Genomic DNA, 25,661 nt, shown 5'->3' with positions numbered 1-25,661 from the left:
TTGCCTAATAAGAGGGGGTAAGTAATAACCGTTTTAAGTGTCAACTCGAACCGCTTTTTCGTTAAATTAAGTATATTGTAAATTGAAAAGTAATAGTGTAAATCTACTACTCATACACTCACCCAATATTTGAGAAATGACAACAGAAATTAAAATGGAATCTGTATTCACAGTCTGGGAAACAAGTCGAAATCTCTACTTGGATTATTTTGACAAATACACTTTGGAACAGCTTAACAAAATACCAAATGGATTTAATAATAACTTAATTTGGAATATTGGACACATAATAGTAGCCCAACAAGCATTAATTTATAAAGGTTCGAATCTCAAAGGATATATCTCAGATGAACTATTCGAACTTTATAAACACGGAACAAAACCTACAGGATTAATAACTGAATCCGAAATGGAAGCGCTGAAAATTTTGTTAATTTCTATGATTGAAAAAACAAAAACAGATTTTTATAATGGTATTTTTAATACTTACAACGAACGAATGACAGGAACAGGGTTTTATTTAAGTTCACTAATGGATGCCTTCGAATTTAATAATTATCATGAAGGATTACATTTAGGTCATATGATGAGTATTAGAAAATTTATTTAACACATAACATCCTGCTGAAAGAATATTCTATATCAGACATTATAGTTTCTAACCCAAAAGAAAAGTTTTTCTACATTGGTACTTTTGAGGGAACAGAAGATCCAGATATTGAATGGCCACATAGACACGACTTTTATTCTCTTGTTTGGTTTACAAAAAGTGTAGGAATTAATGTAATCGACTTTGAGGAATATGAAATCAAACACGACAGATTGTTTTTAATGCAACCAAAACAGGTTCATAATTGGTCTTATTCAAAAAACTCAAAAGGATATATTGTTGTCTTTGACAAGCATCTTCTAAAAGAACCAACAATAGAATTTACCAACATCCCATATCTGGACTTGTCATCTATAGATAAAAAAAGCTTAAAACCCCTGTTTGAACAACTTATCGAAGAATTCAAGTATAATGATAGCTTGAGTGAAAAAACAATTATTCAAGGAATTTCATTTTTACTACTTAAATTAAGAAGGCTGTCTAACGAATTGCTTCAAAACAAAGGATTTTATTCAAAAACAACCTTAAAGTTTTCAAAACTAGTATTAGATAACATAAACAAAAACCTTTCTGTAAACGATTACGCTTCTAAGTTGAATTTGACTATTGATAAACTCAACGAAATCTGTAAAGAAAATTACGGTCAAAGCCCTAAAACAATCATCTTAGAAAAGAAAATTACAGAAGCCAAACGATTACTTTATTTTACGGATCTGTCAGTAAAAGAAATTGCATTTCGATTAGGTTTTGAGGACAGCTCCTATTTTTCAAGAATATTTAAACAGAAAACAAACCTTTCGCCTACAGACTTCAAAAGTGTCTGAAAATCTCGAAAAAGTCCTGTAAAGGAACTTCTTTCTACCATTAGTTTTGTATAAAAACAAAATGAATTATTTATCAATTCTACTATTCTCTTTATTCATCACTATAAGTGGATACGGACAAACAGAAAATCAAACTAAAATGGACAGTACAAAAACAGAACGATTTAAGAAAGGTTGGGAAAAGTTAAAGGAAATTGACGGACAAGCTGGCGTGAACGTAATAGAAAGCTTAAAAAATGTTTCGCCTGACTTGGGAAAATACACCATCGAATATCCATTTGGAGACGTTTACAGCAGGGAAATTTTGGACAATAGAACAAAAGAAATTGCAGTTGTCGCCGCCTTAGTTGCAATGGGGAATGCTAGTCCACAACTAAAAGTCCATATTAATGCTGCTTTGAATGTTGGAGTTACCGAACAAGAGCTTTCAGAAATTATGATTTTGATGTCGGTTTATGCAGGTTTTCCTTCTGCATTGAATGGTACTTTTACGTTGAAAGAAGTCATAGAAGAAAGAAAAGAGGAAAAATAACAGTTTAGAACACACTTGTATAAAGAATAGCGGTTTTTGATGTCAACTTGAACCGCTATTTTGTGTTCCTGATGAAGGGCTACATCTAATAAATACCAAAAAGGAAATTCCTTAGAAGTGTTTTCCCAAAACCAGAGAATACCATTATGCGTTGCGATCCTAATTTCAAAGAAAATATTAAATTATATGATATTTTAGGCCGTCTTGATAGGGCGCTAGTAATAAACAGAAAAGTAAAAGAGATATTTACAAGAGAAGGAATTATCGGTGAGTTTCTTCAAGTAAAAATTTGGGATCATGATAATGCCTTGGTATATTTAGTGATCACTATATCTTTAATAATTTAGAACTGGTTGATTTTATTGATATGGAAAACTCAGAGTTAGTAAAGTTTTCTTGGGAAATTCTGTCTACCGAATTAGAAAATACTTAGTCCAAAAGTACTAATCATGATGCTAGCAAAAATTAAAAAAATGAAAGTGAAATTAATAGTCTTATTTGCGATAACCTTGCTATTATCTTGTAATTCAAATAAAAAAGACTTTAAACAAGTATTGCTTTTAGAGAATCTTTTTGAGTTAGAATCGAAAACATTAAATATCAAATTAATGATTCCTCAAAAACATCATATTTTTAAAAATGAGGATAGGCTAACAATCGATTTAAATCCTAACGGGAGGGCAATTAGGCAATTCGGTATTGCTAAGTTTCAATCAAACATTAAAAAAGAGAAATACACAGAATCCTATACTTTTGAAAATGGATTTACTTTAAGCTATTACACGTTTAGTGAAGCAGGTGGAAGCGGTGGAACTGAATATAGAATGGAAGGAATCCTAGAGTCTCAAGAAGAGGTGTTTAAGATAGTTTCGATTGATCAAAAAGAGTTAGGTAAAGGAGAACCTGAATATTGTTTGAAATATTTATCTACAATAAAAAGAATAAAATAGTTGTTAATAGAAAATTAATTTAGAATTAATGTCAATTGAAGATAATCTATCATTCAATTCATAAGCAAGAATAAGCAAATAGGAGAATTGAATCTAGCAATTTTAAACTTAAAAAATATTTTGAAAGTTTCTAAACGTAGTTGACATAGGGCTGTCATATCCTCTCCCTACTTTTATTTCATTAAATAAAATATTTATAGAAATGAATGAAAATGAAATTATAAAGGTTTCTAAAATGTATCCTAAGGCTTTTAAAGAACTCGATACAAATTTAATAGACAAATACTTTGCTAAAAATGCAACCAAAACTGGTTTTATTTATGACTATGATTCCCAAAAATGGCTTGATTTATCAACAGTAGGAATAGAGGAAATCAAACAATGGGTTTTGTTATATAATAAAGAAAAAATCATGCCCGAATCTGAAATTGATATAGAAATTTTAAATACTCAAGATAGAATAGCTGTAGTTAAAATAGATATGTATTGGGCAGAAAATCGAAAAGGATGTGATTATTTGTTTCTTGTTAAAGAAAATAGTTCTTGGTATATAGATAAAATCCTTTATCAAAGTGTGCTATAAACTTTAACAATAATGAATATTTCATGTCACAAAATGACAGAGCACAACAACAGGTATACAAAATAGCGCATTAAGTGCAGGACATAAAGTTTTGCACTTTTTTATTACTGTAGTTTCTATAATGAAAACTAATATCATGCTACTTTTCACATACAAACTCCTTGTAAGCCATTTGAAAAAAACAATAACTATATTTAAAAATGGATTATTCTGAAACAAATAGACTATCAAGATTAACAGCAATTTTAATTCAATTACAGACGAAACGAATTTTGACAGCTTCAGAATTAGCAAATAAATTTGATGTTAGTAAAAGAACTATTTACAGAGATATAAAAGCATTAGAACAGTCTGGGGTTCCTGTATTAACAGAAGAAGGAAAAGGATATACATTAATGGACGGATATAAAATCCCACCTGTAATGTTTACCGAAAAACAAGCAAATGCTTTAATACTTGCAGAACAATTAGTATTAAACAGTAAAGACGCATCATTTATAAAAGACTATTCAGAAGCAATTGATAAAATAAAATCAATCCTAAAATATACGGTCAAAGACAAAACAAATTTATTAAAGGATAGGACTCAATACAACCAAGTTATACATCAAGAAAGAAATAGCGACAATTTATCAGATTTGCAAAATGCATTGACTAATTACAAACTTGTTAAAATAGAATATATCAACAAAGAAAATTGTATGTCAATTAGATTGATAGAACCTTTTGCGATATTAAATTCTGAAAATTGGTATTTAATTGCACGGTGTCGTTTGCGCAATGAGTTTAGGTTTTTTAGACCCGATAGAATTCAAAAAATGGAAATGCTAACAGAAAAATTCGAACCTCATAATATGACTTTACAAGAGTATTTTGACAAATATAATTAACCCTTGCCATAAGGCTGTCGCCGACTGATTTTACTTTTGTATCACAATAATTTTTAAACAAAAAAATGACAAACGCAATGAACAAAAAAAATAATTCAATCGAATTTCCAAGTTCTACTATGATTTCAGTTAATGATATTGAGCTCGAAGTATTTGAGGCAGGCAAACAAAATAAAGATAAACCCATTGTACTCTGCCATGGCTTCCCAGAGCATGCGTTTTCTTGGCGTTTCCAAATTTCTGAACTTGTCAAAGCAGGATATCATGTCATTGTTCCTAATCAAAGAGGTTACGGAAAATCATCCTGTCCTACTGAAGTAAAGGAGTACGACATAAAACATTTAACAGGTGATTTAGTTTCGCTACTTGATTATTATGGGTATAAAGACGCCATTTTCATTGGTCATGATTGGGGGGCAAATGTTGTTTGGAATCTTGCATTATTGCATCCGGAACGAGTAAGAAAAATAGTAAATTTGGCTTTGCCATATCAAGTTCGTGGAAAAAAGCCTTGGATTGAGTGGATGGAAGAGATATTTGGAGAAGATAATTATTTTGTTCACTTCAATCGACAACAAGGAGTCGCAGATGCTATATTAGATAAAAACAATTCTAATTTTCTTCGCAATTTATTCAGAAAAAATGTACCTCTTACATCACCCGAACCGGGAATGTTAATGATTAATCTTGCAAAAGCAGAAAAACCACTTGGAGAACCAATAATGAGTGAAGATGAACTAGCCATTTTTATTTCAGCATTTGAAGCATCAGGATTTACAGGTGGTATAAATTGGTACAGAAACCTTGATCGAAATTGGCATTTACTTGCAGACGTAAACCCAATTATTAAACATCCTACATTGATGATATATGGTGAACAGGATATGATTCCTAAGTCTAAGAACCTTAGAGATTTTGTTCCTAATGTAGAAGTGGTTAGCCTTGATTGTGGTCATTGTATTCAACAAGAAAAACCAAAAGAAACTACCCAAACCATTTTAAAATGGTTAGAACAACATGATGTCAAAAAAGGATACGGTACTCAGACTTAAATTAAAAAAAGATTGAATAAATCACCCGTGAATCCATAACAATGGATGAAAATACATTGAAACGTGTTTTTATATCTTACGTTGTGTGTTATATAAGAAATACCTATACATTCAGCAATTTTTGGGTTTTATAGAGGTCTAATCAATTCTATTTTTGCTGTTATAAAATTTGAAAATAATGAATGCGCAAGAATACATAAATTATACTCGAATAGCAGACGCTATTGAATATATACAACATAACTATACAGATCAACCAAGTCTTGAAGATATTGCCAAAAAAATTAACCTAAGTCCTTTTCATTTTCAAAAAATGTTTACCGATTGGGCAGGTGTTAGCCCCAAAAAATTCTTACAATTTATAAGTATACAACATGCAAAACAAATTTTGAACAATTCTAAAGCTACCCTATCTGAAACTGCTTACAAAACAGGGCTTTCTGGTACAGGTAGGTTACATGATTTATTTGTGAAAATTGAAGGGATGACACCTGGCGAATTTAAAAACAAGGGAGAAAACCTCAAGATAAATTACAGTTTTTCTGAAAGTCTATTTGGACAAATTTTAGTAGCTTCTACCTACAAAGGAGTTTGTTATATGGGGTTTTCAGATGACAAAAAAATAGCCTTTTCAGAACTTGAAAAACGTTTCCCTAAAGCACATTTTACATTGCAAACAGACAAAATACAAGAAAATGCATTACAAATTTACAATAAGGATTGGAGTGCGATAAATACTATTAAACTACACCTTAAAGGAACAGATTTTCAATTAAAAGTTTGGGAAGCTTTACTAAAAATACCCGTAGGTAATCTAACCACATATGGAACTATTGCAAATCTTATTCAACGACCAAAAGCGTCAAGAGCAGTAGGGACAGCAATTGGTAATAACCCTATTGCTTTTTTAATTCCTTGTCATAGAGTAATTCAATCAACAGGAATGTTTGGTGGTTATATGTGGGGAACAACTCGAAAAACTGCTATTATTGGTTGGGAAGCTTCGATAACTAACCTCTCAAAATAGCTGTTTAGTTATGGAAAATTTAAAAATAAGACTGACGAGGATCAAGTGGCAAGCGGTTAGAGAATCAATGAATCAAAAAGGTTATGCCACTATTCCAAAAATACTTTCTGACCAGCAGTGTAATGAATTCATAAAAAAATATGATAACGAAAATTTGTATCGAAAAACCGTAGTAATGGAACGCTATCGTTTTGGTTTGGGTGAATATAAATACTTTGATGATCCACTCCCTGAAATTATCCAAATATTAAGAGAAATGATATATCCAAAACTTTCAGTCATTGCCAACCTCTGGATGAGAGTACTAAACATAGATAGAATATTTCCTGAGACATTAGAAAATTTACAGTCACTTTGCCATCAAAATAATCAATCAAAACCAACACCATTGATTTTAAAATATGGAAAAGGTGGCTTTAATACTTTACATCAGGATCTATACGGAGAAGTCTATTTTCCTATGCAATGCGTTCTATTTTTAAACGAACCAGACAAGGATTTTACTGGAGGAGAATTTGTCTTGACACAACAAACACCAAGGGCACAATCTAAAGCCACTGTCTTAAAACCCAGAAAAGGAGACATGCTTATTTTTACTACCAATTTCCGGCCAGTTAAAGGAATAAGAGGTTACTATCGAGTAAATATGAAACACGGAGTAAGCGAAGTAATTAGTGGAGAACGTCATACCTTAGGGGTTATATTTCATGAAGCAACTAACTAACAAAATGATAAAACATATAGACATTGATGATGTAGCGCTTCATCAAAAAATAAAACAAAAAGAAATTGTATATGGCGGAAATCATAACTTAAAGATTTACGGTACTTTGCAATGCAAATCAGGGAAAAGAATGAAAAGAGAAAACCGTGTTTTTTTTAAAACAATAGAGCAAGCCAAAAAAAACGGGTATAGACCTTGTGGACATTGTTTGCGTGCCGACTATAAAAATTGGAAAAATGGACTTGTTTAATACACCAAAAGCCAACCTCTTGCCTTTTGATGGAGAAGTTAGGTATTACGGTTCAATAATGAATATCAAAAAGGCTCAATATTATTTTGATCAATTGTTAAAGAATATTCAATGGGAAAATGATAAAGCTGTTGTTTTGGGAAAACAGATAGTCACAAAACGAAAAGTAGCTTGGTGCGGAGATGAGCCCTTTAGTTACACGTATTCAAAAACAACCAAATTGGCTTTTCCTTGGACAGAAGAACTTTTAGATCTCAAAAAAATAGTAGAAAAGGAAACAGGAGAAAAATTTAACTCTTGTTTGCTTAATCTATATCATGACGGTAACGAAGGAATGGCCTGGCACAGTGATGCTGAAAAAGATTTGAAAAAAAATGGAGCGATTGGTTCTTTAAGCTTTGGAGCAGAACGTAATTTTTTGTTTAAACACAAAAAGACAAAACAAAAGGTTTCTGTCCTTTTAGAAAAAGGTAGTTTGTTGGTTATGAAAGGAGAGACACAAACACATTGGCTTCATCGTTTACCACCAACAAAAAAAGTAAAATATCCAAGAATAAATTTAACCTTTAGAACAATCGACATTTAAGACCGCAAGTAACGGGTTTTACAAGCACTATCCTCAATATATTTTTGCATCCTGATCATTTAAATAAAATATAAAACATGCAAACATTGAAAGAGAAAGTAATTCTAATTACTGGAGCAAATAGAGGAATTGGAAAATCACTTGTAAAGGCATCATTAGAAAAAGGAGCAAAAAAAATTTATGCAACATCCAGAGATGTAAACAAAATGCCAAATTTTGGAGACAAAAGGATTGAGACATTAGCATTGGACATTACAGATAATACTCAAATTCTGGAAATTGCAAAGAATACAAAAGATGTAAATGTCCTTATTAATAATGCGGGAATTTTAAGTTACGGAAATATTCTAAAAGGAGAAATTAGTATGTTGGAAGATGATATGAGAGTTAATTATTATGGTACAGTAAATATGATGCGAGCATTTGCACCCGTTTTAGAACAAAATACACCTGCTAGAATAATTAATATAGCTTCTATTGTAGCCTATTCTCCTTTAGCCTCCATTGCGGGTTATTCTGCTTCAAAAACAGCTTTATATTCGGCTACACTTTCAGTTAGAACTGAATTAGAAAAAAAGGGAATTACTGTACATGCTGTAAACCCTGGTGCCATTGATACTGACATGAATAAAGGGAGTGATTGGGATATGCCTGCACCAGATGGTATTGCAAAAATAATACTGGATAAAGTAGAAGTGGGAGAACTAGATATTGTACCAGACGTAATGGGACTTGAAATGTATAACACTTGGAAAGAAGAACCTTCAAGATTAGCTGAAATGTTTTCTAAAATGTATCATGGAGAGTGATAAAAGAAATAATAAATAAAGTACAAAAGTAGAACAGTATATAAAAATAAAGCGGTTTCGATATAGTACCGAAACCGCTTTATTATATCTTTACGGTTGGGTTTAATCCAAAAATATAGTGTTTCTAGATCTACATATTTGTATACAAACCATTAACAAAAACTATTAACTAATGATAAATATAGACACAGAAAGTTTTTTTAAAATAATTTTTTTTGTTCTTATAGCTTTTGTAGTATACATTATTTTTGGGCAGACTAAAATTTCTACACTATTTCAAGCAAAAAACATTATAAAAATAGTTGTATTTATAATTTCTGCTTCTATAATCTATATATACTCTAAAGATCCTGTCATATCTTTCTTGTCCAGTAAAACATTACCAAAAGAGGTAGCTTCATATAAAAGCCTTTCTGAAGCACCACTTGTTTCAGATAATTATGAAATGGTACCATTATTTATCCAAAATAAAAGAAGAGGTTTTGTTTTTTATTCACTTCTTTATGATCAGATAAATGATAGTAATTATATCATAGGTTTTGATAAAAACAGACAACTAGAGCATACTGCTTACTGGAAACTTAGTAATCAAGGAGATGTTATAGATTCTATTTCTGTAGTTGATCCAAGATTATTCAACTGTGGTGTTTTCTTTGAAAGTGATTATTACATAGATTGGTTTAATACTGGAGATAAAGCCAAGAAAAAGTATTTACGAATTATAGATGATGAAAATTTGTCTTTAGACGAAATAAAAAACTATATAGATGAAGCGATTATGATTGATGTTGGTGTGGATTATTCTAATAAAGAAAATACAGTACTAGAGCTTTTTCTACTTAGCGAAGGTGGTTGGACCCGTCTGAAGTCTAAAAAACTATACAATGCAATAATTCCTGTTGAAGAAGAAAACGATTACCAATCAAAAGGAAAAAAAGAATTGTTTGAAATGGAAGATTCAGAGACATTTAGTATAAGACTAGAGAAATATTTAGGGATTTTTAAAAAAAGGTTCACTACACTAAAAAAGGAAGAGCACGTCTCACCTGAAAAAAAATGTGCTATTCAAATCGAAGCCTTTGAAAAAAAGCAACGCTTCAAACCTCCTTTTTTTAGCATGACAAGTTATGGTTATGCTGGTTGGTACGGTACAGGATTCGTAAAATTAAAATCTAGATCAATATCATTTCCATTTAAATTAGAAGCTTTCGAAAATGAAGATGGGGTGATTAGAACAGGTATAGAACTATATTATCCAATGATTGAGAAAGGAAAAGATTTAATTATTGTAAAAGTTGGTTCAAAAAAAAATAGAGAACAATTACAAGACTATTATGGACTTTATGTTTTACGAAAGAAAAATTTATAATAGGGTAGGTGAAGAAATAGAGGTATGACTAATGAAATATTATAAGTCCAAGTTTATAAATAGAATTCATAGAAAATTGGTTGCTTGAGACTCATACAGACTAGAAGTAAATATCTTAAATTGACCAAATATGAACGCTTTAGGAAAAATTAAGTTCTCAATGGTACAAAAACCTCAATATTAAAAGTATTGTTTTCCTAATAAAGACCATGCAACTGTATATCCAACTTTCATTACACAAGGGTTACGATGGATATTTAAAAAAACAAAAACAGTAACTAAATAAAATATAGTGTATTAAACATACTACACCCCTAATGCTGGTAGTAATCATACAAAAGCAAATTTATATTTTGCAGATTCCGGAAATGGTAAGTATTCCAAATACATTACGTATGTTCAAAAAACATTAGAACAGCTCTCAAAAAAATTAAATGAGATTAATAGGAAATATAAGGTTTACTAAAGAACAGGTTACTATGATTGATGAAAAATTTAATATAATAAAAGATAGAATGAAATACTGGGTTATAAAATTTTATGGTCCTTCTGATGCCGTGTTTCTTTCTGGATTGTCATCAAAGATGCCAGAGTCTTTTAAGTTCGATAAAGGCATTAGCTTGATTAATGAGTACCCCTCAGTAGAAGATTGTAAGATTTATTATGATCCTCAATACCCTGAAGGTATCCAGTTGTACAATTTTCTGGATAATATTAATGACCTTTTAATTGTAAATAGTGAAGTAAAAGAAGTATTTGAAGATCTTGGGGTAGACAGTATCGAGTATCTGCCTATCTGGCTATGTGATCATAATCATGAGGTGTCTTCAAAGGATTATTTTATATGCAATGTGTTAAGCAAGATAGATATCTTCGATATGGAAGAATCTGAATATGATATGTCTTCTTTAGATGAGAGCCAAATTGCTGATGTGGATAACATGATTGTGGATTACGATGCAGTACCAAAAGATGCTAAAGTTTTCAGAGCATCTAAAATGCTAAATCAAATCTTTATTAATGATAATGTAAAACAAGCGCTAGAAAAAGCAGGTTTTGAAGGCTTTTTTGTAAAAGAAGCTGAAGGTTGGAACGGTATTTAGATGCCAACTTGCTTATGTGACAATGAAAATGAAGTATCTTCAAAAAACTATTTCATTTGCATTGTATTAAGCTTGGAGAACATTTTTGATATTGAAAAGTCGAAGTATAAAATGAGAGCTTTGAATAAAACTTAAATTCAAAGGTTATTTGACCAAATGAAAGATACTAAAACTATATAAAATGCATTTTACAGTAAACGTTGTAGTAAATTTAATGCAACCTTTTGAATGTTTTGTGATCTATCAATAAAACTAATTTATCATGAAAAACAATTTTTTAATTATTTTACTTTCCATTTTTGCTTTGAGCTGCAGTTCAGATGATAAAAATTTAGAAATGACAGATGTTGAATCTATTGTAATTGCAAAAGATAATCTTTATGGAAACGGAGAAGAAGGAATCATGAAGCAGAATTTAATTATTTCTGATCAAGCTACTTGGAATGATTTAATAACTAAAATGAATTCAGTAAATAATGTCTCTGATAACTTTACAGAAATTGATATAGATTTTTCTGAATATACAGTTATTGCAGTATTTGATACAATAAAAGGAAACGGAGGTTATAGCTTAAAACTTGATATAACATCGAATTCTGAAAACGTAATTGTAAATGTTACTAGTTTTGTTCTAGAAGGAGGTGGTGCAACAACTGTTATTACGCAATCTTTTAATATTATAAAAATTCATAATTCTGATTTACCAATAATATTTAAATAAAAACTTGTTACACAATAAGGTGTAAACGCAGTTACAGTGGAGTCGGTCTATTGAGAATTTTTATGAAACTATATAAAAAGAATTAAAGTAAAACAAAATGTCAACAAAGGGTATGGTGCATAGTTTTCTTTTGTCAATTATGGCACAATACCCTAGAGGTTAAGCATCATTTGATACAACTTAAAATATTAAAATGGAACAATTTGAATTACCATATTTTGGCAAAGTAGATGTTGATCGCCTTACAGAAGAACAAGAATATATGGAGATTGATTTTCAAGGCAGAAAAGTTATCTTAATGTGGTTTGCAGAAGAAATTAATGAGACTTATTTTCAAAATGCAAAAACTATTCTTGACGATTTAGATACTTTTGATAAAAACAATCTATCATTACTTTATCAAGAATTTGATAATTCAGAAGACAAAACAGTCCTAGAGTATTTAGAATACCATTTAGAAGAGATGCATGAAAAGTTTACCAAAATTATTGGTGATAGTTCCACAAAATCCGAAAAAACACAAAAACTATTACATGCTTTAAAGTTAAAAGCAATAGCATTTCATGATGATGAAATTGTTCCTGATTATGTTTTAAACCAAGAAATATCTGATCAGGTTCTAGGAATCTACATTAATGAAAATTTAGAAAAAAGAATCGCTTGGGAAAGTTGATAATAACGTACATCCTACAACGACTATAAGTAATTGCTTCTTATCGACTACTTCTGCAAATTCTCACAGATGTTCAGTTTAGTATGTGCTTTGAATATTAGTGCTAGACCATAATTATTAGTAGTCAACTCTACTAGCACACATTTCGATAATCTACATAATAATTTATAGTGGTATAATTCTTGTTGTTGAGGTGAAAACAAATTAAGTGCTGAAAACAACAGTAATTATTTCTTGAAATACTATAGATGAAAAAAGTTTTACCTCTAATTTTTATTTTACAATTTATATCTTGTGATGAATTCCTTGAAGATTGTATTTTTTTTGTTTCAAAACCAAATTTAAGAACTGAAAGAATTTCTGAAGGTAGAGTTGGTATAGAATACTATCAGGTAATTGTGGGGGAAGTACGAAACGAATTTGGTCACTATTTTTATTCATTTCATGTTGAAAATTTACCTGATGGAATACGTTCTTTTGAAGTTGAAAACAAACTAATTTTACAAGGAGTACCAAATGAAGCAGGCGTATTTAGTGTCGAAATAACTTTAAGTGTTGAGGAAGACTGCTACGATTCAGAAGATGATGACGAATTTGACTGTGATAATCTTTGTTTTTCAAATGATACAGACTCAAAAGTCTACTCTTTAGTCATAAATGATTAGCAATCAATGTAGAGCAAAGTTGATAAGTAAGAGTAACATTTTGCGCTGCAATGACATATACATTAGATGTTGTAAAGAATCAAAATCAAAGTGCTCCACATGAAATTAAATCTATTTATTGGCTTTGTTCTAACCGGTCTATCAATCTTTGCTCAAAAGAACATTACTATAGGGCATACTTCCTCAATATATTCGCAAATACTAGATGAAGACCGTTTATTGGAAATCTATCTCCCAAAGGATTACGATACATCTACAAAAAATTACCCTGTACTATATTTACTCGACAGTTTTTTAAATTTTCGACATGCAGTAGCCTCGGCTGAATTTCTCAATTTTGATAATCGTATTCCAGAAATAATTATTGTAGGGATAAGAAATACACATCGTGTTCGTGACCTTACTCCCGAATCTATTAATCTTGACCCAAAACAACGAGAAAGATTGGGTAATGTTGGAGGTGCCGACAACTTTATAGCTTTTCTTGAAAAAGAACTAATGCCTCATATAGAAAAAAATTATAGAACTGCTCCTTACAAGATAATTTCAGGGCATTCATTAGGTGGTCTTTTTAATGTTTATTCCTTTCTCAAACATCCAGAATTATTTAACGCCTATATAACCATAAGTCCAAGTTTATGGTATCCCATTGATAATATTAATGATGGGTTTGATACTATATTTCCTGATCCTACTAAAATGAAACAAGCCTTTTATATGACTTTAGCTACCGAAATTGCGGGTAATATGCGGGGTAATATTATTAAATTAGGTGGAGATTTTGAGAATTATATTAATACCAATAAAAACACAAGTCTTCGATTTAAATACCATCATATGCCAGAAGAGTCACACCTTTCTGTGGGGTTACCTTCGGTATTTTTTGGTTTACGATACATATTTGAGCCAATTATACAGTTCAAAAGATTTAAGACCAAAAGAGCCATTATGGCACAAGGAGGTCCAAAAAAAGCTATTGAAAATGTATTAAATCATTTTGATGATGCTTCCAAAACTTATGGGTTTGAAATCTCTAATGAAAGTGCATTAATAGATTTGGGTTATGACTTATTGAAGATAGAAGATCTAAAACCCTATGCCGTTGATGTTTTTAAAGTAAACTTAAAAGAGCGTCCTAATTCTTATGATGCCTATTCCCTTTTGGGTATGGCGTATGAAAATCTTGGCGAATTACAAAAAGCAAAAGACAATTACAAAATAGCCTTAGATTTGGTTAAAAAAACCGGTAACTTTGAATGGGAGACGTACAAAGCCGACTTAGATAAAATAGAAAAGAAAATAAGAGTAAAGACAAATAAAAAGCATTGAAAAACTGTTAACAGCAATGTATGTGATCATAGCAATTAAACGGTTAATCAAATGAGGATTGTAGTTTTAATGTTTGCCGAGACGAAAAATGATTAGTAATCAATGTAGAGCAAAGTCGATAAGTAAGAGTAACATTTTGTACTGTTAGGATACATATATTAAATGTTACAAGTATGCAAGAAAGAATAAAACTATGAAAGTAAAAAGACTGATTAAAATATTTGTTTCTTTAATCATAATTTTCGGTAATATAAGCTGTGATCAGATCACAAAAGAAAAGGTTAGAAAGGAAATTTCTGAAAATGAAACTGTAAAAGTGATTGGTGATAACTTCATTTTGACTAAAGTGGAGAATACTGGAGCGGCTCTGAGTTTAGGAGAAAACCTAACTCCTAACTTAAAGATAATTTTTTTACAAGCTCTGCCTTTACTAGTTCTTCTTTTTATGTTCATTTATATTGTTAAAGAAAATAAGGTTTCAAAACTTAATCTCATCGGATTCTCTTTTATTATTGGGGGTGGTATTGGAAATATTTATGATAGAATAGTATTTAACTCAGTGACAGACTTTATGTATTTAGAATATGGTTTTTTACATACTGGAATTTTTAATATGGCTGATGTTTCTGTAGTGGTCGGCTCTCTTCTGATTTTATTGAATTCAATAATATTGGAATGGAAAAAGCATCAATTTAAAAAAGCCAGCTTATAACATTTACGCATAAGATCAGAGAAGCTTAGTATCGGATCAAAAGACCATCCTCTTTTTGCGAAGACACTAAATTTTTATAAGATTAATAAAAATATGTATACAAATGGATTGGTTCAGGTATGTTTTCATTGCTCCGATTCACATATTTACTGTTGGCAATAATGTAATAAACGATATGGCATTAGATTTTCATAAGCTTAACAATCGAGAATATTTATTTGGACTTGATGATAGTAGATTTAAAAACCTTAACGAAATATTCATTGAGTATAAAAACTGGACAGGTACTATTATCGACTTATATAATGATACAAAACTTACCATTGAAGGTCAAAAGACATTAATAAAAATTATTGACATCTATATTGAAAAATCAAACCTGAATTCTGATAAACAAAAAACAACTGATATTTTAGAATTTAGAGCTTTAATTAACTACTTTTCAAATAAAAAGTATGACATTGAAATATTAGGCGATTAACTATGGGGTATGAATATAAAATAGTTACAAAACTTACAGAAAAACAAATTGCCGAAATTCAAGATTTACTTGTTACCAATATAATATTTGACAAAAAGTATGAATTTAATAGTAAAATGTTTTGGGATTTCAGACAACCAGAAAATAATGGGGAAATGCCAAATATTAGTATCATTTTTGAAAATGATGGAATTTACGTTTGTCAATATAGTTCTTCTTATTTGTGGAATCACCTTGGTGATCTAAAAAATTATATTAAAACACAAAAAATTAAATTTAAATTGATTGATTATCAAGATTAAAAAAAAAACTACCATCAACAAGTTGCACAATAATTTATCGTAGTTTAAAAAAATAAAACTAGAGTATACATAAAAATAGAAGAGTTTGTAAAACGAAAAAGTAAAGAAAGATACTTTTAGGGTTCATGTTTACTAGTTGTTGGTAATAATAACAAAAAAATGAAAAACAAATTTTGGATAGAAGAAAAAAGCCCGAAACAACTCTACACAGAGTTTATTTTACCGGAAAATTCTAGTGCTAGTTTTTGGGATGTTTTTAAAAATTATGAGCCTGATTATTCAAGGGTTGAACCTGCAGATTTGAGTAAAGAATGGTTGCAAAGAGAAGAAAAAATAATCGATGAAATCGTTAAAAATCATTTTGTTCAAATCCAATTGAAACAAAAAGAAATTGAGTCGCTTATAGATGCGATCGAAGAGTATTTATTACCCGAAGAAGATCAATATACCGAAGACTTATCAGATAAATACAAAGAACTTGCCAGGAACATTGCTCAAAGGTATATCCTGCCTTTGCAGTTAGAACGAAATACTATAGATAATTTTATAGATAGACTTGAATATAAACTAGAGCTTCTAAATGAATCCCATATTACTGAAAGTAACAAAGAAGCAATGAGGCAATCTATTCGACTAAAGGGAATTAGAGGAGAATACTCAAAAGAAAAAGTAGAGGAGATACTTCAAAATCTTGAAATGATGTGGTCAATTAAAACAGAAATAGATGAAACCGAATATGAAGAAGTAGAAGACGAAACAGAAATTGAAGTAGATGATTTTATATACCCAAAATATCCACTGGCTTTTTCTACCACATTCTACGGTTTTAATGGAGATGCAGGTAATTTATCTTACGAAGAACAGGAGCAATTTGCTCAAGAAAAATTTAAAGAATACGAAGATGAGATTTCAAGTTTATTAAATCAGGAGCCTCATAGCGAATTACTTCCAAAAAAAATTGACTTTGAAGATAATAGTACTTGGGATAAATATTATGAACTCTCTGAGGGAAATCCATTTATGTATGAATTTGATGGGGCTTTTTCAATATGGAAAAAAGACAATAAGGTACTTTTTCTTTCAATGAACAAAGAAGATAAAGAGCTTCCTTATGAAATAGCAATTGGAGGATTAGTCTTAAGTAAATATTCCGAAATTTTGAATAAGTATAATAGCATAACAAAATAAAAAAGATTCGTCAACAAATGCTGTAACCCATTACAGTTGATTTTTTATTAGAATTCGAGACAAATTTGTTATCTTTTCGCTACGGTGTAACGAATCTTGCGGATTTAATCCCGCACTCCTCATAGCTGGTATGTTTTGCACAATTACAACCAAATGAAAAAACGGAATCAAGTAAACAAGGAAATAGAGGCTGTAATTGGTATGTGAAGACATCTAAAAGAAAAAATAAAGAAAAAACAATACCAATTTGGGAATAGAAAAACCAGCATAAGGTAATATTTATGCCGTTCATGTTGACTAAATCCTACACACCGATACACTAATTGTTGGTAATAAAAAGAAAAAAATGAAGAAAAATAGAGTTTTAGTTTTAGCCTTAATGATTTTTGGTTTTTATACAATTATTGCACAAACCAGCAATATGATAACCACAAGCTTTGGATCTATTCATTATAAAACTTTTGGAAAAGGCGAGCCTCTTCTTATCATCAATGGCGGACCAGGAATAGATTCTGAAGGTTTTTCATCTTTGGCAACATTGTTCAAAGATAAATACATGGCCATCATTTATGATCAAAGAGGTACTGGTAAATCTAATTTAAAAACCATTGATTCAACTACCTTGTCCATGGATTTGTTAATTGATGATATTGAGATTTTGAGAAATCATTTGAACATTAAAAAATGGGTCGTACTTGGGCATTCATTTGGCGGGTTTGTAGCACAGCACTATGCTTCCAAACATTCAGATCGGATAAAGGGAATGATATTGTCTGCCTCTGGAGGAATTGATTTGGAGATTTTTTCTTATATGAGCGCTAATATACACATTAGAATGAGTGATATGGATAGAGACTCTCTAAGATATTGGAGCAAAAAAATTAATGAAGGAGATACCACTTATCTTGCCAAATATAAAGTAGGCAAACTAAGAGCCCCTACCTATTTATATGGAAATGAATATATAGAACAAATTGCGCATAGACTGACGCAGTCAAATCCAGAAATAAGAAATTTGATGCTCAGTGACTTATCCAAAAATAATTATGATTGGAGTAGTCCCATGTCAAAATTTAACTCACCTGTTCTTATCATACAAGGTCGACAAGATTTAGTTGGCTCCGAAACGGCTTTTAAAGCACATAACGTTTATAAAACTTCTAAACTTGTGTTGCTGAATGAATGCGGCCATTATGGATGGCTAGAGCAAGAAGAAAAATATACAGCTGAAATAAATAGCTTTATTGAAAATCTGCATTAAAAACCAGATAACAATTCGCAAAAATGCATTAAAACATATTTTATACGGCATTTTAAAACTGATATTTAAATGACTGAAACAAGGCGAGAATACCTCAAACGAATCAATTTCGTCTTGGACTTTATTGAAAATAATCTTGATATAGACCTATCGCTCGACTATATCTCCAAGAAAGCGCATTATTCACCGTATCATTTTCACAGAGTATTTCTGGCAGTTGTAAATGAGAGATTAAACGAATTCATCAACAGAAAGCGAATTGAACGCATTGCTTCAATTATACTTGTTGAGCCAGATGTTCCTTTTAATGATTTGGCTTATAAATACGGATTTAATAGCGATAGCTCATTTTCGAGAGCTTTTAAAAAATATTATGGCATAAGTCCAACCAGATTTAGAACCGAAGGAAAAGAAATACTTAGCAAGATTGGTATAGAGTCTTTTTCAATTGAAAAATACATTTGTTCCATTGATCATATTAGACAATGGATGAACATGAATGCACAAATAACAATAAAAGAATTTCCAGAGCTAAAGCTTGCTGGGATATCCCATATAGGAGTTTTTGATAAGGCCGATATGATGTTTCAAAGATTAATGCAATGGGGGTATCAGAAACAAGTATTAGACACTTCAAATTTTAAAGCTGTTACCGTTTATCACGATAATCCTAATGTTACTCATACACCTAAATTAAGATTCAGTACTTGTGTAACTATTAGTAAAAATATCAATCCAGATGGAGAAATCAGGCAGATAAATTTAGATAAAGGCCTTTATGCAGTTGGACACTTTGAAATTAAAGCAGAAGAAATCTCAAAAGCATGGAAAAACATGTGCATTTGGGTCATTGAGAATGGATATGAATTTAGAGACGGAGATTATTTTGAAGTCTATCATAATGACCACCGCAATCACCCTGAGCAAAAAATCATCATAGATATTTGTATTCCACTAGAAAGAACGGAGCAGATTAAATTGGATACCACAAGAAATGTAGAATTATCCAATAAGGAGAATAATAATCAGAGTAAAAAAAGTTTGGATTTTCATCAGCTTATTGCATACATGAAGGAATTAAGAACTTTTTTTAGTAAACAATATGAAGCTTCCTTTTCTTTTGGTAATATTTATCTTCAGAGCCCCGATTACTCTTATTTTTCACTAACCACAGAAGAGTTAAAAAAACAAAAACTCAAATTTGTTATTATCTTAGACCACAAAACGTTATGTTTTTCAATTTGCCTGTCAGGTCAAAACAAAAGTATCCGAAAAAAGTATTGGAAAATTTTCAAAGATAGTGATTGGAGTAAATATCATTTGGCAGAATCAATCGATAACAGTTTATCGATCATAGACCAGATAATTGTTGAAAATCCAAATTTTGATGACAAAAGAAGTCTAACCCAAAAGATTGAAATAGAATCAATAAAATTTATTAAAGAACTTAGAGATACGCTTGAATAATAAAATATGGACAAAACGATAGCATTATTAAGTAAATATCTAGATGGAGATTTTAGAGTTTCTCCAATGTCTCCTGAACGAATACAGAAAATAGATATTGATAGCGTCGAAAAAGATTTAGGGGTCAGATTTCCAGAAGAATATGTATTTCATTTACTTGCTAAAGATGCTGAAATATTACCTGAACGAGGCTTGTTTATTGAAGTTAAAGAAGAAATTTGGGAAAGACCTAAGCTCTATGATGTTGGAGAAGCATGGAGTTTTTTATATGGAATTCATACCTACACTGCTTGTCAAGAAAGTGAAGATTGGATGACACTCTCTATTACAGGAAAAGAATTTATTGAAGAAACTGGCATTAAGGCTGTTCCTATTTTAAAATTAATTGGTGATGCTAATTGTTATTGTACTGATGAGAACGGAAATATTGTTAAATATAACCACGAGGAAAATATAATTGAACCTACCAATATGAATTTTTGGGAAATATTAGAGCTTGAACTTAAAGAGTTAAAAGAAAGAAAGGAAAAGAAGAAAAATTGATAAAATGCTACGCTAAATACTCGGTTGCTAACCAAAAAGTTTTGATGTAACTTAATGTAATCAATGGTTAAGCTAGCCTTATAAATACACTTAAATAAAAGATTATGGATGAGAAATGGTCTATAGATAAATTACAAGATGCCTGGAAAATAGCTTCAAAACTGCATGATGGACAAAAATACGGAGGGCCAAATAAAGGAGAAAAAGTAGAGTATATTAACCATATAGGAAGTGTAGTTTTTGAAGTTCTTAATGCTGCACAATTGAGCGATGATTTTGATACCAATTTAGCCATGCATTGTGCAGTTCTGCATGATACCATCGAGGATACTGATTTTGATTATGCAAAAGCCAAACAGTTATTTGGAGAAAAAATAGCTGATGGTGTTTCTGCGCTTACTAAAAATGAAAGTCTACCTGGCAAGCAAGAGATGATGATTGATAGTTTAGAAAGAGTAAAAAAGCAACCCAAAGAGGTATGGGCTGTAAAAATGGCGGATAGAATTTGTAACCTTTATGAACCACCTTTCTATTGGAGTAACGACAAAAAAGAAAAGTACATATCTGAGGCAAAAATGATTTATGAATATTTGAAAGATGGAAATGATTATTTAGCCAAGAGGCTCAAAAATAAGATAGAAAAATATCATGCCTTTCTCGAAAAATAAAATTAAATGCTAATACAGGAATATCAAGGAGAGTGGCTTAAAAATTTTAGTAAATTAAAAAGAGTTTTTGAAAATAATATTCTTACAAAAGATATTAAAATTGAACATATCGGGAGTACATCAATAAAAGGATTAGCCGCGAAACCAATCATAGATATTGATATTGTATATGAAAAACCAGAATCATTCGAAGAAATAAAAATAAGTTTGAAAAAACTTGGTTACTATCACAATGGCAATCAGGGGATACATGGAAGAAAAGTTTTTAAACGAAAGAAAAAAGAAGAGAATCACATCATATTAGACTCAATCAAACATCATTTATATGTTTGCCAGATAAATAGTAGCGAATTACAGAGACATATGATTTTTCGTAACTACTTAAGAGAGAATGAAAAAGAAAGAGCAGAGTATGAAAAGTTAAAATATAAAATTGCCGAAATGACAAATCAAAATAGAAAAGAATATGCTAAACTGAAAGAAGTTATGGCAAAAGAGTTTGTCGAATCGATCATTCAAAAATCAAAAGAAAAATAAAACCTTACATATCGTAAAAATACATTGAAATGCATTTTATACAAAATATGTTGGTGATAAGCTAAACCGAGTATTACCCAAAACAATGAATCTTTACCAAAAAGAACAATTTAAAATTAAAGATTGCCACGAATGAGTATTTGGTTCAGTATAGGATTTACAGTCTCAATCTTTTCTATCATCTTAATCACAAGAAAAGAAAATTCTTTGTTTTCAGAGAAAATTGCAACTGCTATTCTTGGCATATGGACGTTGCGTTTTGTGCTATTTTATGTGAAAGAGAATACAGATGTATCATTTTTTCCATTGTTATATTTTCTGGATCAAGGTTTCTTTTTTGTAGATGGTCCATTATTGTTTCTGTATTCTAAATCACTTTCGGTTAATAGAATTCGTTGTAAAGCTTTATTGCACTTTATTCCGGCAGTAATGGCCTTTGCTGTTACCATTTACACGTATTTTCAAGTGCCAAAAGCAGATTGGCCTCGTATAATTGAACAATTGTTATCCCAATCAAAGCAGAATATTTATAGAGTTTCCGTAGAAGAAAGTGTCTTTATCTACTGCATATTAATCCACAATGCCATTTATGCATTATTGAGTCTTAAAGATGTAAAAAAAATAAAAAAAGTCATGTTGAGCAATCTTTCCACTATAAACAAGAGTGGTGTTAATTGGTTGTCAAAATTTGTTAAGTTTTGGATGTTTCTACTTTTAATCCCTTTGACTATATATTTCTTCAACTACATATACCCAATAGTAAATATTCATTACTTAGAAATGGGGCTTATTATCTCTTTAGTACTATCAGCAATCTATTTTGGCACAAATGTAATTGAGCAGGAAAATATCCGAATTGTGCATCAAGAAGATGAGACAAAAACAAATAATTTAAAAAATAAGCTTTCTGAAAAACAAGCAGAAATTTTCCAAAGATTACTCGCTTTTATGGAAAAGGAAAAACCCTTTCTCGAAGTAGACTTAACTCTAAACAAACTGGCTAATTTGATTAATATAAAATCTAATGAACTGTCTTACATTATAAACAAGAACACCTACGGAAATTTTCATGATTTTGTAAATCAATATAGGATTGAAAGCGTAAAAAAAGAACTGACTCAATCTAATGAACAGATTATTATGATAGCGTATGCTAATGGTTTCAATTCAAAATCAACTTTTAATAGCGTTTTCAAAAAGAAAACAGGTATGACTCCATCACAATATCGAAAAACATACACTAAAGTTCGGTAAAGTTTGCACTTCCAAATAGGTGCGAAATCTCATTTTAGGACTTCTATCTGTAATTTTCAACTAATATTCGCGTAGAATTTAAAATTTGAGAAATCATGAGAAGAACCCTTAAAATGCTAACTGTTTTGACATTAACCGCAACAATTACTTCTTGCGCACAGTCCAATAACATAAATGAAAATAAAACTACTGTTCTAGAGTTTAATCTAGAAAAATCACTTTTGGCCAATGGCTACATAAAAGTGCCTATGACCAAAGAAATATCTGGTCATTTACAGCTAAAAGGTTCCATAAATGGTGTAAAGGGGATATTCATTTTGGATACGGGCGCTGGAGCAACTGTAATAGAACGAACACAGAAAGAAAAGTTTAAAATGAAAGCTATAAATACAGACAATGTTGCTACAGGTGCAGGAGGCTCAGGTATTGCAATGCAAGATTCTAAAAATAACGAACTTATTTTGTCTAGTTTAAAGATGGAAAATAAGTCGCTTACACTTATGGATTTAGGATATGTAAATAATGCCTTTGAAACCTTGGGTATTAAAAAAATAGATGGTGTCATAGGTGCTGATGTGTTGACAAAAGGAGATGCGATAATAGACTATGTCAATCTTATATTATACCTTAAAAGATAGTTGTCTAATTAATTGAAAAAGTTAAATAAACTGTACTAAGTTTAATTAATCACAAAATATAATTAAAGATTGAATATTAAAAGCCTATTCTAAATGTATTGGATTTTGAAAAATTTAGAAACAATACTATATAATAATTGTAACAAATTCTACTAAATCTACATCTATTTGGAAATGCTAAAATCTTTGCCAGATCCAAAAACAAGGCATACCTTGGCATAATAGATAGTTATATGAATCGTTGACAGCAATTTTGCATGTTAAATATGGAATTATTTGATTCGGATTCTATAGCAAATAACCAATTGACAAAAATAAAATTTGAAGTTTTAATACATAAAAGTGATAATCACAATTTCAAAAAAAGTTAAAATTAGTTTTGAAAACTACTTTTCTGAGAATGAAATTAAGCTTCCTGAAATAATGGAAACCGAAAAAATATATGATTTAGGGATTGGGGGATGGAGTATTAAAGCCAGAATCTACGGAACTCAAGAACTTTATCATATCGATTTTTTTGCAGTACACAGAATGACAAATAGCAGACATATGAGATTGAAGCCAGATGGAAGCTTAGAAGGATTAGAGAATTTATGGGAATTTGGCTATCAGGTTTATGAAAATAATCCAGAAAAAACAGAAAGAGAAAGACTAAAAAGAATTAAGGAAAATGATAAAGTCATGAAAATTCTAAATGAAAAAGGGTTGTATTAAATGAAAACTACTTTAATATAATGCCATATAAAATATAGCTGTTAAATATCAAACCAAAAAAAATCTATTTATTTTTAAAAAGAACCAAAATATATGAATAAATCACTCAGGGGTTTGCTAGTCTTTTTTGTGATGGTTAGTGCACTAACTGCTCAAGAAAAAGAGAAAAAATTCTTAAACGAATTAAAACAAGAAATTCAACGGGAAAAAATACCAGGCTGCGGAATAGTAGTAATTAAAAATGGAAAAACAATAATTTCTGAATCTTTGGGTCTGGCTAATGTTGCATTTTCCGTTCCTGTAGATAATACAACGATTTTTTCTATCAATTCACTTTCAAAAATATTTGCAGGTACAGCTGTAATGCAATTGGTGGAAAGTAAAAAAGTGAAGTTGTCAAACCCTATTTCACATTATTTGGATGACTTGCCCTCAGAGTGGCAAAAAATTACGATTCGACAACTATTGAGCCATACTTCTGGACTACCTGATATTGAGGATATTGAGAATGGTGGACTCATAGGAGGCAAAGGAGAAGCATTTGCATGGGAAGAAGTAAAAAAAGCCAACATCCGATTTAAAGCAGGTGAAAACTTTGATTATATACAAACAAATTACGTGTTGATTCTAAAACTGATTGAAAAAATGAGTGGGATGAATTACGTACAATTTTTGCAAAAAAAACAATTTGACAAGATTGGGATATCCAAAGAGATTATTTTTGGTAGCTCTTTTGAGGTTGAAAAGAACAAAAGTTCTACTTATAGTTACTACAAAAAAAACAAGCAGACCAATGAATATGAAAAAGGAGAAAAGTTATTTGAAATTTCAGAAGATTTTTCGCCTCTTGTTTGGGCAGATGCTGGCGCATTTGCAACAACCGAAGCATTGACAAAGTGGATAATGGCTTTAGAAAATGAAACATTTATTACAAAAAAGAGTATAGCAGAAATGTGGACTGCCGTACCGTTGAATAATGGTCAGTATGGAGGTTTCGGTGGGTTTCTAAATGGCTACGGCTATGGATGGCCAATTATGATGCGAGAAAATCATTCGAGTGTTGCACCTATTGGTGGAGGAAGAGCATCTGTAATTATTTATCCAAAAGACAAGTTGACAATCATTCTTTTAACAAATTTAACAGGCAGTTCTCCTCAGAAAATCATTGAGAAAATAGCGCATCACTATTGGGAATAAAA

32 protein-coding genes are annotated in these 25,661 nt (G+C 30.6%); all 32 read left to right on the top strand.

The window, feature by feature from the left end:
* Nucleotides 1-136: 136 nt before the first annotated feature.
* The 32 genes from FHK87_RS04305 (at nt 137) to FHK87_RS04150 (ending at nt 25,659) form a co-directional block, all read left to right on the top strand.
* Nucleotides 137-610 (top strand): DinB family protein, encoded by a 474-nt coding sequence (locus FHK87_RS04305; protein WP_226294077.1) that lies wholly within the window; start codon nt 137-139, stop codon nt 608-610.
* Nucleotides 601-1,434: an AraC family transcriptional regulator gene (locus tag FHK87_RS04300; RefSeq protein ID WP_317133542.1), complete on the top strand. Its 834-nt coding sequence runs from the start codon at nt 601-603 to the stop codon at nt 1,432-1,434. Before FHK87_RS04305 ends, FHK87_RS04300 begins: the two co-directional genes overlap by 10 nt.
* 61 nt (nt 1,435-1,495) lie before the next feature.
* A complete protein-coding gene (locus FHK87_RS04295; protein WP_226294076.1) occupies nt 1,496-1,966 on the top strand; it encodes a carboxymuconolactone decarboxylase family protein in 471 nt (156 codons plus the stop codon).
* Nucleotides 1,967-2,112: 146 nt separating this feature from the next.
* Nucleotides 2,113-2,313 carry a hypothetical protein gene (locus FHK87_RS04290; RefSeq protein ID WP_140590321.1) on the top strand — a complete coding sequence of 67 codons (201 nt, stop codon included), beginning with the start codon at nt 2,113-2,115 and terminating at the stop codon, nt 2,311-2,313.
* Nucleotides 2,314-2,439: 126 nt separating this feature from the next.
* On the top strand, nt 2,440-2,916 hold the full coding sequence (locus FHK87_RS04285; RefSeq protein ID WP_140590316.1) for a hypothetical protein: 477 nt from the start codon (nt 2,440-2,442) through the stop codon (nt 2,914-2,916).
* A gap of 202 nt (nt 2,917-3,118) precedes the next feature.
* The gene (locus FHK87_RS04280) at nt 3,119-3,499 is read left to right on the top strand and encodes a nuclear transport factor 2 family protein (protein ID WP_140590311.1); all 381 of its coding nucleotides are present in this window, start codon (nt 3,119-3,121) and stop codon (nt 3,497-3,499) included.
* A 200-nt stretch (nt 3,500-3,699) separates the two neighbouring features.
* A complete protein-coding gene (locus tag FHK87_RS04275; protein ID WP_140590307.1) occupies nt 3,700-4,389 on the top strand; it encodes a helix-turn-helix transcriptional regulator in 690 nt (229 codons plus the stop codon).
* A 77-nt stretch (nt 4,390-4,466) separates the two neighbouring features.
* A complete protein-coding gene (locus FHK87_RS04270) occupies nt 4,467-5,441 on the top strand; it encodes an alpha/beta fold hydrolase (RefSeq protein WP_226294075.1) in 975 nt (324 codons plus the stop codon).
* Nucleotides 5,442-5,619: 178 nt separating this feature from the next.
* On the top strand, nt 5,620-6,468 hold the full coding sequence (locus FHK87_RS04265) for a bifunctional helix-turn-helix domain-containing protein/methylated-DNA--[protein]-cysteine S-methyltransferase (protein WP_140590298.1): 849 nt from the start codon (nt 5,620-5,622) through the stop codon (nt 6,466-6,468).
* 10 nt (nt 6,469-6,478) lie between these two features.
* Nucleotides 6,479-7,192: a 2OG-Fe(II) oxygenase gene (locus FHK87_RS04260; protein WP_140590295.1), complete on the top strand. Its 714-nt coding sequence runs from the start codon at nt 6,479-6,481 to the stop codon at nt 7,190-7,192.
* A gap of 4 nt (nt 7,193-7,196) precedes the next feature.
* Nucleotides 7,197-7,442: an Ada metal-binding domain-containing protein gene (locus FHK87_RS04255; RefSeq protein WP_140590292.1), complete on the top strand. Its 246-nt coding sequence runs from the start codon at nt 7,197-7,199 to the stop codon at nt 7,440-7,442.
* On the top strand, nt 7,429-8,028 hold the full coding sequence (locus FHK87_RS04250; RefSeq protein WP_140590287.1) for an alpha-ketoglutarate-dependent dioxygenase AlkB family protein: 600 nt from the start codon (nt 7,429-7,431) through the stop codon (nt 8,026-8,028). Before FHK87_RS04255 ends, FHK87_RS04250 begins: the two co-directional genes overlap by 14 nt.
* A 77-nt stretch (nt 8,029-8,105) precedes the next feature.
* Nucleotides 8,106-8,837, top strand: a complete 732-nt coding sequence (locus FHK87_RS04245) for an SDR family NAD(P)-dependent oxidoreductase (protein WP_140590283.1) — start codon at nt 8,106-8,108, stop codon at nt 8,835-8,837.
* Nucleotides 8,838-9,009: 172 nt separating this feature from the next.
* Entirely contained in the window at nt 9,010-10,206 is a 1,197-nt protein-coding gene (locus FHK87_RS04240) for a hypothetical protein (protein ID WP_140590278.1), read from the top strand.
* A 434-nt stretch (nt 10,207-10,640) separates the two neighbouring features.
* Entirely contained in the window at nt 10,641-11,309 is a 669-nt protein-coding gene (locus FHK87_RS04235) for an imm11 family protein (protein ID WP_140590275.1), read from the top strand.
* 262 nt (nt 11,310-11,571) lie between these two features.
* A complete protein-coding gene (locus FHK87_RS04230) occupies nt 11,572-12,030 on the top strand; it encodes a hypothetical protein (protein ID WP_140590271.1) in 459 nt (152 codons plus the stop codon).
* Nucleotides 12,031-12,223: 193 nt separating this feature from the next.
* A complete protein-coding gene (locus FHK87_RS04225) occupies nt 12,224-12,703 on the top strand; it encodes a DUF2004 domain-containing protein (protein ID WP_140590267.1) in 480 nt (159 codons plus the stop codon).
* A 248-nt stretch (nt 12,704-12,951) separates the two neighbouring features.
* The gene (locus FHK87_RS04220) at nt 12,952-13,368 is read left to right on the top strand and encodes a hypothetical protein (RefSeq protein ID WP_140590263.1); all 417 of its coding nucleotides are present in this window, start codon (nt 12,952-12,954) and stop codon (nt 13,366-13,368) included.
* Nucleotides 13,369-13,467: 99 nt separating this feature from the next.
* On the top strand, nt 13,468-14,697 hold the full coding sequence (locus FHK87_RS04215; protein WP_140590258.1) for an alpha/beta hydrolase-fold protein: 1,230 nt from the start codon (nt 13,468-13,470) through the stop codon (nt 14,695-14,697).
* A 193-nt stretch (nt 14,698-14,890) separates the two neighbouring features.
* Nucleotides 14,891-15,409, top strand: coding sequence for a signal peptidase II (gene lspA, locus FHK87_RS04210; protein ID WP_140590255.1), 519 nt, complete (start codon nt 14,891-14,893; stop codon nt 15,407-15,409).
* Between the two features lie 103 nt (nt 15,410-15,512).
* A complete protein-coding gene (locus FHK87_RS04205; RefSeq protein WP_140590251.1) occupies nt 15,513-15,890 on the top strand; it encodes a hypothetical protein in 378 nt (125 codons plus the stop codon).
* A gap of 2 nt (nt 15,891-15,892) precedes the next feature.
* On the top strand, nt 15,893-16,192 hold the full coding sequence (locus tag FHK87_RS04200) for a hypothetical protein (protein WP_140590247.1): 300 nt from the start codon (nt 15,893-15,895) through the stop codon (nt 16,190-16,192).
* Between the two features lie 159 nt (nt 16,193-16,351).
* Complete coding sequence (locus tag FHK87_RS04195) at nt 16,352-17,380, top strand: hypothetical protein (protein WP_140590243.1); 1,029 nt, start codon at nt 16,352-16,354, stop codon at nt 17,378-17,380.
* Between the two features lie 421 nt (nt 17,381-17,801).
* The gene (locus FHK87_RS04190) at nt 17,802-18,641 is read left to right on the top strand and encodes an alpha/beta fold hydrolase (protein ID WP_226294074.1); all 840 of its coding nucleotides are present in this window, start codon (nt 17,802-17,804) and stop codon (nt 18,639-18,641) included.
* 69 nt (nt 18,642-18,710) lie between these two features.
* Entirely contained in the window at nt 18,711-20,108 is a 1,398-nt protein-coding gene (locus FHK87_RS04185) for an AraC family transcriptional regulator (RefSeq protein WP_140590235.1), read from the top strand.
* Between the two features lie 6 nt (nt 20,109-20,114).
* On the top strand, nt 20,115-20,651 hold the full coding sequence (locus FHK87_RS04180; RefSeq protein ID WP_140590231.1) for an SMI1/KNR4 family protein: 537 nt from the start codon (nt 20,115-20,117) through the stop codon (nt 20,649-20,651).
* A gap of 104 nt (nt 20,652-20,755) precedes the next feature.
* Complete coding sequence (locus FHK87_RS04175; protein ID WP_140590226.1) at nt 20,756-21,319, top strand: HD domain-containing protein; 564 nt, start codon at nt 20,756-20,758, stop codon at nt 21,317-21,319.
* A gap of 6 nt (nt 21,320-21,325) precedes the next feature.
* The gene (locus FHK87_RS04170) at nt 21,326-21,856 is read left to right on the top strand and encodes a GrpB family protein (protein WP_140590221.1); all 531 of its coding nucleotides are present in this window, start codon (nt 21,326-21,328) and stop codon (nt 21,854-21,856) included.
* Nucleotides 21,857-21,988: 132 nt separating this feature from the next.
* Complete coding sequence (locus tag FHK87_RS04165; RefSeq protein ID WP_140590217.1) at nt 21,989-23,110, top strand: helix-turn-helix domain-containing protein; 1,122 nt, start codon at nt 21,989-21,991, stop codon at nt 23,108-23,110.
* A gap of 95 nt (nt 23,111-23,205) precedes the next feature.
* Nucleotides 23,206-23,748: a retropepsin-like aspartic protease gene (locus FHK87_RS04160; RefSeq protein WP_140590214.1), complete on the top strand. Its 543-nt coding sequence runs from the start codon at nt 23,206-23,208 to the stop codon at nt 23,746-23,748.
* Nucleotides 23,749-24,090: 342 nt separating this feature from the next.
* Nucleotides 24,091-24,462 carry a hypothetical protein gene (locus FHK87_RS04155; RefSeq protein WP_140590210.1) on the top strand — a complete coding sequence of 124 codons (372 nt, stop codon included), beginning with the start codon at nt 24,091-24,093 and terminating at the stop codon, nt 24,460-24,462.
* A gap of 93 nt (nt 24,463-24,555) precedes the next feature.
* Nucleotides 24,556-25,659, top strand: a complete 1,104-nt coding sequence (locus tag FHK87_RS04150; protein WP_140590207.1) for a serine hydrolase domain-containing protein — start codon at nt 24,556-24,558, stop codon at nt 25,657-25,659.
* Nucleotides 25,660-25,661 lie beyond the last annotated feature (2 nt).

Source organism: Aquimarina algicola (assembly GCF_006443095.1).
In the GTDB taxonomy this organism is placed as follows: Bacteria; Bacteroidota; Bacteroidia; order Flavobacteriales; family Flavobacteriaceae; genus Aquimarina; species Aquimarina algicola.
The sequence above is the reverse complement of the archived record's forward strand: the minus strand, read 5'-3'. Positions and strand labels throughout refer to the sequence as shown.

Excerpts from the sequence above, each read along its gene's own strand:
- FHK87_RS04200 (WP_140590247.1), top strand. The coding sequence starts at position 15,893 with ATGGGGTATGAATATAAAATAGTTACAAAACTTACAGAAAAACAAATT.
- FHK87_RS04280 (WP_140590311.1), top strand. The coding sequence starts at position 3,119 with ATGAATGAAAATGAAATTATAAAGGTTTCTAAAATGTATCCTAAGGCT.
- FHK87_RS04225 (WP_140590267.1), top strand. The coding sequence starts at position 12,224 with ATGGAACAATTTGAATTACCATATTTTGGCAAAGTAGATGTTGATCGC.
- FHK87_RS04220 (WP_140590263.1), top strand. The coding sequence starts at position 12,952 with ATGAAAAAAGTTTTACCTCTAATTTTTATTTTACAATTTATATCTTGT.
- FHK87_RS04240 (WP_140590278.1), top strand. The coding sequence starts at position 9,010 with ATGATAAATATAGACACAGAAAGTTTTTTTAAAATAATTTTTTTTGTT.
- FHK87_RS04180 (WP_140590231.1), top strand. The coding sequence starts at position 20,115 with ATGGACAAAACGATAGCATTATTAAGTAAATATCTAGATGGAGATTTT.
- FHK87_RS04295 (WP_226294076.1), top strand. The coding sequence starts at position 1,496 with ATGAATTATTTATCAATTCTACTATTCTCTTTATTCATCACTATAAGT.
- FHK87_RS04160 (WP_140590214.1), top strand. The coding sequence starts at position 23,206 with ATGAGAAGAACCCTTAAAATGCTAACTGTTTTGACATTAACCGCAACA.
- FHK87_RS04305 (WP_226294077.1), top strand. The coding sequence starts at position 137 with ATGACAACAGAAATTAAAATGGAATCTGTATTCACAGTCTGGGAAACA.
- FHK87_RS04285 (WP_140590316.1), top strand. The coding sequence starts at position 2,440 with ATGAAAGTGAAATTAATAGTCTTATTTGCGATAACCTTGCTATTATCT.
- FHK87_RS04235 (WP_140590275.1), top strand. The coding sequence starts at position 10,641 with ATGAGATTAATAGGAAATATAAGGTTTACTAAAGAACAGGTTACTATG.
- FHK87_RS04260 (WP_140590295.1), top strand. The coding sequence starts at position 6,479 with ATGGAAAATTTAAAAATAAGACTGACGAGGATCAAGTGGCAAGCGGTT.
- FHK87_RS04185 (WP_140590235.1), top strand. The coding sequence starts at position 18,711 with ATGACTGAAACAAGGCGAGAATACCTCAAACGAATCAATTTCGTCTTG.
- FHK87_RS04275 (WP_140590307.1), top strand. The coding sequence starts at position 3,700 with ATGGATTATTCTGAAACAAATAGACTATCAAGATTAACAGCAATTTTA.
- FHK87_RS04255 (WP_140590292.1), top strand. The coding sequence starts at position 7,197 with ATGATAAAACATATAGACATTGATGATGTAGCGCTTCATCAAAAAATA.
- FHK87_RS04195 (WP_140590243.1), top strand. The coding sequence starts at position 16,352 with ATGAAAAACAAATTTTGGATAGAAGAAAAAAGCCCGAAACAACTCTAC.
- FHK87_RS04170 (WP_140590221.1), top strand. The coding sequence starts at position 21,326 with ATGCTAATACAGGAATATCAAGGAGAGTGGCTTAAAAATTTTAGTAAA.
- FHK87_RS04150 (WP_140590207.1), top strand. The coding sequence starts at position 24,556 with ATGAATAAATCACTCAGGGGTTTGCTAGTCTTTTTTGTGATGGTTAGT.
- FHK87_RS04250 (WP_140590287.1), top strand. The coding sequence starts at position 7,429 with ATGGACTTGTTTAATACACCAAAAGCCAACCTCTTGCCTTTTGATGGA.
- FHK87_RS04270 (WP_226294075.1), top strand. The coding sequence starts at position 4,467 with ATGAACAAAAAAAATAATTCAATCGAATTTCCAAGTTCTACTATGATT.
- FHK87_RS04165 (WP_140590217.1), top strand. The coding sequence starts at position 21,989 with ATGAGTATTTGGTTCAGTATAGGATTTACAGTCTCAATCTTTTCTATC.
- FHK87_RS04175 (WP_140590226.1), top strand. The coding sequence starts at position 20,756 with ATGGATGAGAAATGGTCTATAGATAAATTACAAGATGCCTGGAAAATA.
- FHK87_RS04245 (WP_140590283.1), top strand. The coding sequence starts at position 8,106 with ATGCAAACATTGAAAGAGAAAGTAATTCTAATTACTGGAGCAAATAGA.
- FHK87_RS04205 (WP_140590251.1), top strand. The coding sequence starts at position 15,513 with ATGGATTGGTTCAGGTATGTTTTCATTGCTCCGATTCACATATTTACT.
- FHK87_RS04265 (WP_140590298.1), top strand. The coding sequence starts at position 5,620 with ATGAATGCGCAAGAATACATAAATTATACTCGAATAGCAGACGCTATT.
- FHK87_RS04190 (WP_226294074.1), top strand. The coding sequence starts at position 17,802 with ATGATAACCACAAGCTTTGGATCTATTCATTATAAAACTTTTGGAAAA.
- FHK87_RS04230 (WP_140590271.1), top strand. The coding sequence starts at position 11,572 with ATGAAAAACAATTTTTTAATTATTTTACTTTCCATTTTTGCTTTGAGC.
- FHK87_RS04215 (WP_140590258.1), top strand. The coding sequence starts at position 13,468 with ATGAAATTAAATCTATTTATTGGCTTTGTTCTAACCGGTCTATCAATC.
- lspA (WP_140590255.1), top strand. The coding sequence starts at position 14,891 with ATGAAAGTAAAAAGACTGATTAAAATATTTGTTTCTTTAATCATAATT.
- FHK87_RS04290 (WP_140590321.1), top strand. The coding sequence starts at position 2,113 with ATGCGTTGCGATCCTAATTTCAAAGAAAATATTAAATTATATGATATT.